At 45.7% G+C, this 12,401-nt stretch carries 10 protein-coding genes and 1 tRNA gene; 4 read left to right on the top strand and 7 right to left on the bottom strand.

Annotated features, from left to right (window positions below):
* The first annotated feature begins 53 nt into the window (after window positions 1–53).
* Both abc-f and PK629_00135 read left to right on the top strand, forming a co-directional pair.
* Window positions 54–1,907 (top strand): ABC-F type ribosomal protection protein, encoded by a 1,854-nt coding sequence (abc-f, locus tag PK629_00140; GenBank protein ID HOP09882.1) that lies wholly within the window; start codon window positions 54–56, stop codon window positions 1,905–1,907.
* A 179-nt stretch (window positions 1,908–2,086) separates the two neighbouring features.
* Window positions 2,087–2,163: transfer RNA gene (locus PK629_00135), tRNA-Pro, on the top strand.
* Window positions 2,164–2,899: 736 nt separating this feature from the next.
* Here the strand turns inward: PK629_00135 and PK629_00130 are convergent.
* From PK629_00130 to PK629_00120, 3 genes are all read right to left on the bottom strand, one after another.
* Window positions 2,900–3,856, bottom strand: coding sequence for a WG repeat-containing protein (locus PK629_00130; GenBank protein HOP09881.1), 957 nt, complete (start codon window positions 3,854–3,856; stop codon window positions 2,900–2,902).
* Window positions 3,857–3,865: 9 nt separating this feature from the next.
* Complete coding sequence (locus PK629_00125) at window positions 3,866–4,390, bottom strand: WG repeat-containing protein (protein ID HOP09880.1); 525 nt, start codon at window positions 4,388–4,390, stop codon at window positions 3,866–3,868.
* A gap of 812 nt (window positions 4,391–5,202) precedes the next feature.
* Window positions 5,203–6,816 carry an ABC-F family ATP-binding cassette domain-containing protein gene (locus tag PK629_00120; GenBank protein HOP09879.1) on the bottom strand — a complete coding sequence of 538 codons (1,614 nt, stop codon included), beginning with the start codon at window positions 6,814–6,816 and terminating at the stop codon, window positions 5,203–5,205.
* A 203-nt stretch (window positions 6,817–7,019) separates the two neighbouring features.
* Here PK629_00120 and PK629_00115 point away from each other — a divergent pair, with 203 nt between their 5' ends.
* Complete coding sequence (locus PK629_00115) at window positions 7,020–7,454, top strand: OsmC family protein (GenBank protein ID HOP09878.1); 435 nt, start codon at window positions 7,020–7,022, stop codon at window positions 7,452–7,454.
* 103 nt (window positions 7,455–7,557) lie between these two features.
* On the opposite strand, the gene PK629_00110 is transcribed toward PK629_00115, so the two are convergent.
* Window positions 7,558–7,965, bottom strand: a complete 408-nt coding sequence (locus tag PK629_00110) for a rhodanese-like domain-containing protein (protein ID HOP09877.1) — start codon at window positions 7,963–7,965, stop codon at window positions 7,558–7,560.
* A 536-nt stretch (window positions 7,966–8,501) separates the two neighbouring features.
* On the opposite strand from PK629_00110, the gene PK629_00105 reads away from it, so the two are divergent.
* Window positions 8,502–8,993, top strand: a complete 492-nt coding sequence (locus PK629_00105; GenBank protein ID HOP09876.1) for an amidase domain-containing protein — start codon at window positions 8,502–8,504, stop codon at window positions 8,991–8,993.
* A 23-nt stretch (window positions 8,994–9,016) separates the two neighbouring features.
* Here the strand turns inward: PK629_00105 and PK629_00100 are convergent, their stop codons facing one another.
* Genes PK629_00100 through PK629_00090 form a run of 3 tightly spaced genes read right to left on the bottom strand, consistent with a single transcriptional unit; the run spans window position 9,017 to window position 12,337 of the window.
* Window positions 9,017–10,147 (bottom strand): hypothetical protein, encoded by a 1,131-nt coding sequence (locus PK629_00100; GenBank protein ID HOP09875.1) that lies wholly within the window; start codon window positions 10,145–10,147, stop codon window positions 9,017–9,019.
* 19 nt (window positions 10,148–10,166) lie between these two features.
* Complete coding sequence (locus PK629_00095) at window positions 10,167–11,252, bottom strand: hypothetical protein (GenBank protein ID HOP09874.1); 1,086 nt, start codon at window positions 11,250–11,252, stop codon at window positions 10,167–10,169.
* Between the two features lie 20 nt (window positions 11,253–11,272).
* The gene (locus PK629_00090) at window positions 11,273–12,337 is read right to left on the bottom strand and encodes a hypothetical protein (protein ID HOP09873.1); all 1,065 of its coding nucleotides are present in this window, start codon (window positions 12,335–12,337) and stop codon (window positions 11,273–11,275) included.
* Window positions 12,338–12,401 lie beyond the last annotated feature (64 nt).

Below are 12,401 nucleotides of genomic sequence, written 5' to 3'. Positions count from 1 at the left end.
AAGCCGCGCAGGGTATTTTTATGTGTTCTGATCTAAATATAGGAGTTTTTAATATGATTGATATAGCAACTTATGAACTGAATAAATATTACGGCTCGAACCATGTGATTAAAGGCATCACGTTTGAAGTTTATACCGGTGAAAAAGTCGGGTTGCTTGGCAGAAACGGCTCCGGAAAAACCACACTTTTCAAGGTATTGACGGGCGAAGAGCTCTATGAGAGCGGCAGCGTATCCAAAGCGTCGGGTAAGCGGGTCGAGATGATGGCGCAGATTCCCGAATTCGGGGAAAATGATGCGGTAGAAGATATTTTACGCTCGTCGTTTCAGGAAATAACGGACATCCATCATGAAATGAAACAGATCGAGGGCGACGAAGACCCCTCGGTTTTGCTTCGCTACGGACATCTTTTGGAAGAATACGAACGTCTTGGCGGCTATGAGACCGAAGTGAAATTGGATAAGGTCTGCAACGGCATGAATATTGATGAGAAAATGCGGAAATGTCTGTTTAATCAACTGAGCGGCGGAGAAAAATCACGGGTAAACTTGGCGCGGATTCTCTTGCGCGACTGCGACATCCTGCTGCTCGACGAACCGACCAATCACCTCGATTTGGCATCGCTCGAATGGCTTGAAAAATTCTTGAATGAATTCAAGGGAACCGTAGTCGTGATCTCGCACGACCGGGTGTTTCTAGACCGCGTCGTCACACGCATCATCGAGATCACCGATGGAAAAGCGGACTTTTACGCGGGCAACTACAGTTATTTCATCGAGGAAAAAGAACGCAGGTTTTTGACCCAATCGGAGCAATACGAACAGCAGCAGAAAAAAATCCGTCAGCTCGAGACTGCCGCCAAACGGATGCATGAATGGGCAAAAATCGCAGATAACAAAGCAATGCATAAACGGGCGTTTGCGATGGAAAAACGCATCGAGCAGATGGATAAGGTTGATAAACCGGTCACCGCCAAAAAGTTGACGGCGGAGTTTGACAGCGGAAGCTATGCGGCCAAAGAACTTGTTGCATTTGATTCCGTATACAAAAGCTACGGGGAAAAAGTCCTTTTGAATCATCTGGATTTGAAAATACGCCGAAACGACCGCATTGCGCTGGTCGGCGCGAACGGCTGCGGGAAAACCACACTTTTAAGAATACTGATGGGCGAAGAACCGTGCGACAGCGGCAAAATCAAACTCGGCCCCAGTGTGAAACCGGCATATATGCCGCAAATTATCGCCTTTGAAAACGAAGGTGCGACTGTACTTGACACACTGCGATTCGATGCGGGTTTGTCTGAAGAAAAAACCAGAAGCATTCTTGCGGGATTCCACTTTAAAGCCGCCGATGTGATGAAAAAGGTCGGAACGCTCTCAGGCGGAGAAAAAAGCCGATTGAAACTCTGCATGCTAATGCAGAATAACGTTAATTTTCTTCTGCTCGACGAACCCACGAATCATCTGGACATCGCGACGCGGGAATGGATTGAAAACGCCCTGACCGATTTCGAGGGCACAATGCTGTTCGTCTCCCATGACCGGTATTTTCTGAACAAATTCGCCGATCGGATTTGGAGCATGGAGAACGGCGTCATCACGGAATACGGCTGCGAGTTCGACGAGTATCTCGAACTGACCCGTCCGGTTGAAATCCCGGTCAATAAACCCAAGGCTACGGTGACAAAAGGCAAAGACAAAGATAAAATCAAGATCCACCCCGAAAAGGAAATCCCCACCGAGGATTTAATCCATGAGGCGGAAACCGAATTAAAAAGTGTGATTGCGGAAATCGAATCGGATTTGCAAAACGCGGATTTTCAGAATATGAAAGCGTTATATGAGAAAAAGAGTCAGCTTGAGGAGAGAATTGACACTCTTTACAGCGAATGGGTGAAAAACGGGTAGGTTCAAACCCGTGCAAAAAGGTCAGCTGCAAGATAAAATGCCACAGAGTCCCCTCCGCAAATTCATTTGGCGGAGGGAACTCTGTTCAGCGCGATTTTTTCGCCGAAGGTCATGAAAACGGTTGACAACGCGGTCAAATGGTTATATAATATTTTAGCCGTGAAGACGGCGTTTCATATCGGGGTGTGGCGAAGTTTGGTATCGCGCTTGAATGGGGTTCAAGAGGCCGCAGGTTCGACTCCTGTCACTCCGACCATAAAATAAAGAGGGACTTTTACAGTCCCTCTTTATTTTATGCCCGCAGGGAGGGGTCGAACCTTTCGACATCCTGTCACTCGAAAGGCGCCCGATGGTGCCTTTTCGGGAGGAGTCGAAGACTCCGAACGCCCGCCGTGGCGGGTGTTTCACTCACGACCAAAAAACTCGTTTTTTGCCCGAACGAGAGGGGTTGAACCTTTCGACATCCTGTCACTCGAAAGGCGCCCGATGGTGCCTTTTCGGGAGGAGTCTAAGACTCCGAACAACCGCCGTGGCGGGTGTTTCACTCACGACCAAAAAACTCGTTTTTTGCCCGAACGGGAGGAGTTGAACCTTTCGACATCCTGTCACTCGAAAGGCGCTCGTGGGCGGCTTTGACGCCTTAGGGGTAGGACGCAAAACGCCAGGGTGGGTTCGGGCGAACGCAGTTCGCCCCTACATTGACGAGGAGTAATATCGACACCGGTTTATGCGGTTTCATGCAAAATAGCGGAGCGACGAGGGCGTCGCTCCCTACATATTAACGGTAAAACGAGGTGCGGCGGGGTGTGGTCACCCCGCCCTACTTAACGTACCCTTTAATTTTGCACGCAGAAAAAGCCCGGCTTCGGCGCGGGCTTAGGGAGGTGCAGTTTTTTAAGATCAAAAAATATGCACCTCTTCATGTGTAAACATAAATTCATCCACGCGCATCCTCTGATTATGCTTTTTTTGTAGAATTTGTGGTAATGATTTTAATTAGAGAAAGAAATAAATCCCCATTTATCATTCAAGCAAACAGCTGCCATACCCTCTTGATATCGGTTAACATCTTCATATTGGCATTCTACAACGAGAGTTCCCGCTTGATTGATAAATCCCCATTTTACATTATCATTATTGCCAACGCTGACCGCGGCATATCCCTCATTAAAGCTTTCAGCACCTGAATATATAAAAGGTGTTATTTCTTTTCCTGTTTTGTCGATATAACCCCACTCGCTATGCTGCGATTTGTTTAAGCAAACCGCTGCAAATCCTTCTTTAAAATCACGAACATATCCATATTTGGGAATTACAACCTCGTTGCCTTTGTTGTCGATAAAGCCATATTTATTGTTTAATTGAACCCAAACCATACCTTCATGAAAGAACCAAATTTTATCATAGCGGGTTGCGTCTATCAAAAATTTACCGTCTTTATCCATAAGACCGCATCCACACCATGCTAAACCCTCGGAAAAGGAAGGAATAATTCCTTCTATCGTAAAACTATAAATGCATGGAATTACTTCTTTTCCCGACACATCAATAAATCCCCATTTGTTACTTGGATATTCGCTGCCACTACAGGCAGCTATCATACCATCTGATATATCGCCAAACCAAGTATATTTTCCGACAGGAACAATCATTTTTCCGGTTTTGTCTATGACTCCATAATGGTTACCTTGATTTCCGTTTGTGCCGGTATTTATGATTGCTACACCATCAGTGAAGTTAGAATAAATGTTATATTGGCAGGGTACAACTTCTTTGCCTGCGGTGTCGATAAATCCCCACTTACTGCCGTCATATCCGGACATTTCACCCATTTCTTCATCAAAGAAATGATAATATTCTCCTCCGTTTGATACAGCAGCCATGCCATCTTGGAAATAGGAAACACTGTCATATTTCAGCGGAACAATCTCTTTGCCTGTTGTGTCTATAAAACCCCATTAATCATTCAAGCAAACAGCAGCCATTCCCTCGCAAAATTTGTATTCGTTGTCATATTTTAATGGTACAACTTCTTTTCCGGTTTTATCGATATATCCATATTTTCCATTCATTCTCACCATTGCCAAACCGCAGCTAAAGTCGCCGTCCTGGTCTCCGTCATACAAGGAATATGAGCTCCCGACAAAACCATATTTTATCGGAACAACCACTTTACCTGTTTTGTAAATGTATCCCCACTTGTCGTTGATACAAACCGCTGCTAAACCATCCGAAAAATTTCTTACCTCATCATATATTGGCTCAATCGTAGAATGCATTACCGCTTGACTTTGCTGAGTTGACGAAGCTAATGACGGTACTTGACTTTGCTCTGGAACGCTCGCTGTTGTTTGACTTTGTTCTATGATTGCGGAAATATTGCTGCTCGATTGTGATGGAGAAATAATGTTGTTATTAGAACCGCAAGAAACCATTGAAATAGATATTAACATAGCAGATAGCAAAAAAACTGTTTTTTTCATGAAAATTTCCCTTCCACTAAAATCTACACAGCCATTTTACCACAAAATAAATCCATTTTCAACCAATTATCATCATTTGACAGCCAATCAAAAAATCAAAGAGTCACCTTGGGAAGAATTAACGGCTAAAGAAGAGGAAAAGAGAAAAAAAGTTCGGTACCGTGCACAGGTAAATCCGACACGACGGGAGTTATAAATTGTAGGGCGCGGCATCCTTGACGCGCCGAATTAACGAACAAGGTAGAGTAAAGAGGAAAAAATTCGGTACCGTGCGCGGGTTTATCCGACACGGCGGGCGTGTTCGCACGGAGCGCCGAGTCGTCGCTCCCTACATGAAAGTCACCATATCACCACATCAGTAAGCGTGTTTTTTGCGGGCTTTTCGCCCGCTGGGTCGTCAGGGATGCCGACCCCTACAGGATAATTCCCCTCTGTGGAGGGATGGCGCAAAGCGCCAGGGTGGGTTCGGGCGAACGCAGTTCGCCCCTACATTGGCGAGGAGCAATATCGACACCGATTTATGCGATTTTAACGCAAAATAACGGAGCGCCGAGTCGGCGCTCCCTACATATTAACGATAAAACGAAGTGCGGCGGGGTGTGGTCACCCCGCCCTACTCATAACGAAACACAGAACACATTCACCTTTGCGAATCCGCGCGGGGCGTCATACCGCCAGAAAGGGCGGCTTTGACGCCGACCCCTACAATGTTACGACACGGAGCGACGAGGGCGTCGCTCCCTACATAAAGCGGCGTGCCGAGTCGTCACGCCCTACTTCAAACATCCGCCACGTTCACTCCGGCCAACAAATCAAAGGGTCACCTTGGGAAGCGGCAGGTTTTTGCGATATTCCAGATATTGCTCATAAGTGCCTTCCCGGTCAATGACGCCGTCGGGCAGGATTTCGATGATCCTGTTTGCGGTGGTTTGAATGATTTCGTAGTCGTGCGTGGCAAAAAACACATTGCCTTTGAAATCAACCAGCGCGTTATTGACTGCGGTGATCGATTCAAGGTCCAGGTGGTTTGTCGGATGGTCCAAAATCAGCGTGTTTGCACTGAAAAGCATCATCCGCGAAAACATACAGCGCACCCTCTCGCCGCCCGAGAGGACATTGACGGGTTTATAGACATCGTCTCCCGAAAACAGCATTTTGCCTAAGAAACCGCGCAGATAGGTTTCGGTTTCATCGGTCGTATACTGCCGCATCCAATCCAAGATCGAAAGCGTGCAGTTGTTGAAAAACTTTGAATTGTCAATGGGAAAATAGGACTTTGAAATCGTCACGCCCCATTTGATGCTGCCTTCATCCGGCTCCGTCTCACCCATGATGATTTTAAACAACATCGTGACCGCCTGCTCGCTTTCCCCGATAAACGCAACTTTATCGCCGTTGTTGACGGAAAACGAAACATTGTTCAAAATCTTTACGCCGTCAACGGTTTTTGAAATGCCGCGGACGGAAAGGATGTCCTTCCCGGCTTCTCTGTCCATGGTGAACCCGATGTACGGATATTTTCTGCTGGAGGAGGGCATCTCGTCAACGGTGAGTTTATCAAGCAGTTTTTTTCTGGATGTCGCCTGCTTGGACTTCGATTTATTGGCGGAAAATCGCTCGATAAAGGTCTGAAGCTCCTTGACCCTTTCCTCGTTTTTCTTATTCTGCTGTTTGAGCAAACGCTGGATCAACTGGCTGGATTCATACCAAAATTCGTAGTTTCCGACATACATCTTGATCTTGCCGTAATCGATATCCACAATATGCGTACAGACGTTGTTTAAAAAGTGGCGGTCGTGCGAAACCACCAAAACGGTGCCCGCGTATTCGGCGAGGAACTCCTCGAGCCAGCTGATCGCATCGATATCCAGATGATTCGTCGGCTCGTCCAAAAGGATGATGTCGGGATTGCCGAACAGGGCCTGGGCAAGCAAAACTTTCACCTTTTCGTTTCCCGAAAGGGTTGACATCTGTGAATACAGCAACTCCTCAGAAAGCCCGAGCCCCTGAATCAGCTTCGACGCCTCGGAATCGGACTCCCAGCCGTTCAGTTCGGCAAATTCACCCTCCAGTTCGGACGCCAAAACCCCGTCCTCTTCCGTGAAGGTCTCCTTTGCGTACAGCGCTTCTTTTTGCTTGATAATTTCGTGAAGGCGGGGGTTGCCCATCGTCACCGTGTCCAGAACGTTAAATTCGTCAAAAGCGAAATGATCCTGCTTCAACACGGACAACCGAAGATTTTTCGGAATAATGACCTCGCCCGTTGTGGGTTCGAGTTCGCCGCAGAGAATGCGGATAAAAGTTGATTTTCCGGCACCGTTTGCCCCGATGATACCGTAGCAGTTCCCCGTGAGGAACTTCAGGTCAACATGTTTGAAAAGAACGGTTCCGCCAAAACCGAGGCTGACATCAGATACTGTAATCATTGAATCTCCATCACTTTTAAGTTAAAACTTTTTCGAAAAGTTTTAAATTTTTTAAGATTATAGCACGTTTTATAAGAGTTGTCTATTTGTTTCGGGTTTAAACCATGCTGACGGACACTACTCTTTTTTGCCCTTTTTTACCGCTTTTTCACCCGAATAAGCGGAGCGCGGCGGCTAATACTATCAAAAAAGGAGGAATTTTTATGCCAAACATCAAATTCGGCGTAACCGCAAAGAGCGAAAACAACACCAAAACCGTCGTCACAACCAGGGGCTTCACCATGACCATCGACGAACCGGAAAGCCTGGGAGGCACAAACGGCGGGGCAAATCCCGTCGAATACCTGCTGGCCGCGCTTTCGGGCTGTCTGAATGTGGTCGGGCATCTGGTCGCCGGCGAGATGGGGTTTCGGTTGAACGGTTTGGAAATTGATTTGCAGGGGGATTTGGACCCCGCAAAATTTACGGGTCAATCAACAAGCGGCCGGGCGGGATACAATGACATTCGAGTGACGCTGATGCCGGACACGGATGCAAACCAGGAGACATTGGACAAATGGCTGAAGACGGTTGAAAGCAGATGCCCCGTCAGCGACAATATCGCCAACCCCACGCCTCTGCACCTCATGCTGGGTTGATATTGATTTTATATTGAAAGCTCTTCTTTGCCAAAGACCGGGCCTGCCGCATTCTAAGCGGCAGGCCCTATGTTATATAACAGAATTCTATAACCGGCGGGAATTAATCGCCCGTGACCGTCCCATACGGCCAGTCGATGATGCCGCCGAAGTCATAGACGTTGGTATAACCTATTGCGATCAGCTTATTCGCGGCCTGTGCACTGCGGTTTCCGGAACGGCAGTATACCAAAATCTCCGCGTTGAGGTCGGGAAGCAAAGCTGGCTTTGTGTTGATGATGGTCTCATTAGGCACTAAAATCGCATCCGGGATATGTCCTGCCTCAAACTCTGATTGGGTTCGGACGTCGAGAATGATAACATCGTCCCCGCTGTCCATTCTGGCTTTGGCGTCCTGCGCCGATATCTTTTGGTATGCGACGACGGTGCTTTGAACGCTGCTGCCGGTATTATCAGCGGTGGATTCTGCCGCCGGGAAAATTGCGAATGTAAGCAGCACCCCAAGCAGGATGCCGACAATAGTTGATACAATCGGATTTTTGGTGATCGGGCAGCTGCCGTTGGAACAGCCGATCAGCTTGTAAAGCACGAAATAGCCGAAAAGTCCGCCGATCGCTGCGCCGATCAAATATTTATAAATCATAAAATTACCTCCTCAGTACGAAATAGGTACTGATTATATTTTACGAATTCCTGACCTGCATACCGTAACCTTGTCACGGTCGGCATCCGAATGTGTAGGGGCGATTCGCAATCGCCCGTATCTTATGCACCGCCTTTCGGGCGATTTTGAATCGCCCCTACTGCGTTTATCCTCCGTCTTTGCGAGGGGTTTTCGCCCCGCGGCAAATCCATCCCCGTCTTTGCGAGCGAAGCGCGGCAATCCAGAAATATAAAATCCGATCGCTTATACTCTGGATTGCTTCGTCATGCGCGTAGCTGAGCTACGCGCTTTCCTCGCAAAGACGGGGCGTGGTTGATAGCGCAAAGACAGCGCTTTTTTCATATGATAGGGTGAATCTCAACTCTTTTATTGGGGGAATGCGAATGTTAAAAACCATTACATATAACCGGGCAGCGGTGGTGCGGTACGCCGAAAAATGGGCGTTTGGGCGCAATCCCCGCTTCCCGAATTTCGACGGGATGGGCGGGGACTGTACCAATTTCGCCTCGCAGTGCATGTACGCGGGCTGCGGCGTGATGAATTATAAACCCGTTTTTGGGTGGTACTGCAACAGTTTAAACGACCGCACCCCCTCGTGGAGCGGTGTGGAATTTTTATATAATTTTTTGGTCAATAACGATTCGGTCGGGCCGTATGCGCAGGAGGTTCCCACAGAATTACTGCTGCCCGGCGATTTGATTCAGCTTTGCGATTCGAGCGGCCATTTTTACCATACGCCCGTGGTCGTCGCGCGGGATCAAAACGAGATTTACGTCGCCGCGCACACCTTTAACGCCTGGCACCGTCCGCTCTCGAGCTATATTTATGCGGGATTGCGCGGATTACATATTGAAGGAGCGAGGAAATTGGGGTAGAAAAACCAAATAATTCTTTAATATCATGCCGGCCTTGTAATACGAAACACTTCAATAGGTTTTCCATCAATAAGTTTATATACAACATACGGGCTGTATTCATTATAATTGGTTGTAATCAACTCGGAGTTTCCATCACCGTCAATATCACATATGATTATCTCATATTCATAAGATTTACCCCATTCACCGGAGATAAAGATCGGGCATTTGATCAAATCACCTTGTGAATCATATTGAATCGAGATCCATCCGTCATAACAATAATTCTCTGTACTATAATCCTCTGAACCAGAACCATCGTCTGCAATATAAGAAGCGATATTATCATCAGTGAGAGGCTCTTTGGATACATAATTAAAAACAATATCATCACTATTGCAAATAGGTTCATTACCGCTTAAAAAGAACACTGTCAGAGTATATGTCCCAGTATCATCGTAATAAGGTGGATTGGGATTGCGATTTTCATTTAAATAAAAAAGGTTACAGGCATTGACATAGGCATCTTCTATGCCGTCTCCGTTCCAATCAAATAACCAAGCGTTGATATAAATTAATGGGGTATTATTACAATGATTTGAAATCAATTTATTAAAATATTCATCCCATTCCGGTTTGTTAGGTTGATGATCAAATGCATATTCTTCATATCGAACTTTAGTTGGGAAAAAGTCCCATTCTCCATTTGAGCATATAAATCCATCTGTTAATTCCGGATACTCATCAATAGCCGGTATATTTGCAAAATCGCTATACATATCTATAATATAGTGCTTTTTTAGATTTTCTGCACTTGGTGCATTTTTAACGATTTCATTAACATCATTATACCAACCCCCATCGCCCGTAAGGATTTGCATACCCTGTTTCATATATGAAATAGGTATAGTGTAATAAATATAAGTGATATGATTCTCCGGCGTTCCGTTGGTTGCGGTCATGGCGAATGAGTCTGCAGATGAAGTAGCGGACTCGTTGCCGGTTTGGGATACGGCAGATGACGCTTTTGAAGGTGTCGAAGAAACGCTGACCGGGTTGTTGATAACGCTCGAACTGCTTTCAAATTGACTGCTGCTTGGATCAGTAATTTGGCACCCTGCAATTGACAAGAGAATGGTGATTGACAACAGGATTACGACTATCTTTTTCATATGGATTTTTCCTCTCAATTTAAGCTCCCATTGCTTGCCCGAATATCTCAACCGGTTTTCCGTCAATCAACTTATAAACAATAATTCCGGTGTATTCACTTAGATTAAAAACAATCCATTCCGATACTCCATCGCCGTCAATATCGCTCAGAACCATGGTGTCCTCATAAATGATGTCAAACCAATATCCGCCTTCATAAACAGGGCATATCATTAAATTGCCCTCAGAATCGTATTGGATTGCCGATATAGTACTTCCTCCCCGACCTTCTTTTGAAAGATTATAGGATATGCCTTCGCCTTCCAAAGGTTCCTTGGTAAAGCAATCCCAAACATAGCCGGAGGTCTCAAGCGGGTCATTTCCGCTCAAAAACAGAGCGGATAACATGTAAACCGAAGTATTATCGGCATAAGGCGGATTGGGCTTGGGCTTATCTTCGGTGGTATAAATCATATTGCTGGCATTGACAAAAGCATCTTCAATGCCGTCTCCGTTCCAATCAAAAAACCAGGCATCCAGATAAATCACTGGTGTGTCATCGGATTTCTCTTGAATTCTGCTCCTAAAGTAATCGTCCCATTCGGGATTATTCGGTTGATTTTGCATGGTGTATTCTTCATATCGCACTTTTGTCGGGAAAAAGTCCCAGTTCCCGTTTGAACTCACAACTACTTCTGCATTTGAATTTCCCGGTTCTTCGGACGGAATTTTTTCACCATTGCTGTTCATCACCGACACATAATGTTTCTCTAATGTTTCCCAATCAGGTACATTCGGTGCGATTTCCGCAACATCCCAACTGATGCCTCTATCAACTGTAAGAATTTCAATCCCTTGTTTCATATAAGAAACAGCATAACCTGCGATATAAGTGATGTGGTCCTCCGGTGTTCCATTGGTTGCGGTCATTTCAGAAGTTTCTTCGGAAGAAGTAACTGATACAATACTAATTTCCGAAATATCAGAATCTTCTTCGGAAGATATCGCAGAAACGCTGCTCGGACTGCTGATAACACTCGAACTTCTACTCGGGGTTACACTGCGGCACCCCGCAAGCGACACGAGCAGGGCGACTGACAGCAGGATTACCATGGTTTTTCTCATATAGATTGTCCCCCCTTTTATTAAGCCCCTTCAAATATTTTGAATACTTTGATCGGTTTTCCGTTAATCAACTTATAGATATTAATACCACTATATTCGTTGACGTCTATTATAATCAATTCCGTTTTGCCGTCGCCGTCGATGTCACTCAGAATCACAATGTCCTCCTCAACTACCATGTATTCACCTCTAATAAAAATCGGACAGACCATCAAATTGCCTTCCGAATCATATTGAATTGCGGATTTCTCATGACTATCAAAATGATCTATTGATTCATTATAAGTTTCGCGATTATCATTATCACAGGGTTTCTTGGTGACATAGTCTGTGACATAACCATCAATTTCGAATGGTATATTTCCGCTTAAAAAGAGTACCGATAAGTTATACGTTGCGGTTTTATCGTAATAAGGCGGATTCGGTTCGCAATCTTCGTTTGAATCAAATGTATTGCAGGCATAAACCAACGCATCCTCTATGCCGTCTCCGTTCCAATCGAAAAAGTAAGCATTTGTATAAATGAGCGGAGTCACATCCGATACTTCCTTGATTCTGCTCATAAAATATTCGTCCCACTCGGGCTTGTCGGGTTGATTTTGCAACGTGTATTTTTCATATCGAACTTTTGTCGGGAAAAAGTCCCAGTCCCCGTTTGAACAAATGAATAGATCTGACAACGAATACTCTGATTCATCAAATAGAGTTTTTCCGCTATCATCGTACATATCTTTTATATAATGCCTTTTCAGATTTTCCACACTCGGTGTTCTTCCGATATATTCGTTGACAAAACCACACATACCCACATCACCGGATAAAATTTGAGCGCCTTCTTTCATATGTGAAACGGGATAATAATCGGAATCATACAGATAAGTGACGTGATCAGTAGGCGTTCCTATTGTCGAAGGGATACTGAAGACCTCTTTGGAAGAAGCTACAGATTCGCCGGTTATGGCGGACTGGGCTTCGCTGCTCGGGCTGACGGAGACGCTCGAACTGCCGCTCGGGGTTACGGCATGGCACCCCGCAAGCGACACGAGCAGGGCGACTGACAACAGGATTACGATGGCCTTTTTCATATGCAATGTCCCCCCATATTCATAGCCCGTTACAATATTTTCTATATTATAACGCATACAAAAC

The organism is Oscillospiraceae bacterium, from assembly GCA_035380125.1.
Lineage (GTDB): Bacteria > Bacillota > Clostridia > Oscillospirales > JAKOTC01 > DAOPZJ01.
This window is presented reverse-complemented; position numbering and strand designations above follow the sequence as displayed.

Bases quoted from the DNA above. Each gene is read 5' to 3' on its own strand.
- PK629_00105 (HOP09876.1), top strand. From the start codon at position 8,502: ATGTTAAAAACCATTACATATAACCGGGCAGCGGTGGTGCGGTACGCC.
- PK629_00115 (HOP09878.1), top strand. From the start codon at position 7,020: ATGCCAAACATCAAATTCGGCGTAACCGCAAAGAGCGAAAACAACACC.
- PK629_00100 (HOP09875.1), bottom strand. From the start codon at position 10,147: ATGAAAAAGATAGTCGTAATCCTGTTGTCAATCACCATTCTCTTGTCA.
- abc-f (HOP09882.1), top strand. From the start codon at position 54: ATGATTGATATAGCAACTTATGAACTGAATAAATATTACGGCTCGAAC.
- PK629_00095 (HOP09874.1), bottom strand. From the start codon at position 11,252: ATGAGAAAAACCATGGTAATCCTGCTGTCAGTCGCCCTGCTCGTGTCG.
- PK629_00125 (HOP09880.1), bottom strand. From the start codon at position 4,390: ATGAAAAAAACAGTTTTTTTGCTATCTGCTATGTTAATATCTATTTCA.
- PK629_00090 (HOP09873.1), bottom strand. From the start codon at position 12,337: ATGAAAAAGGCCATCGTAATCCTGTTGTCAGTCGCCCTGCTCGTGTCG.
- PK629_00120 (HOP09879.1), bottom strand. From the start codon at position 6,816: ATGATTACAGTATCTGATGTCAGCCTCGGTTTTGGCGGAACCGTTCTT.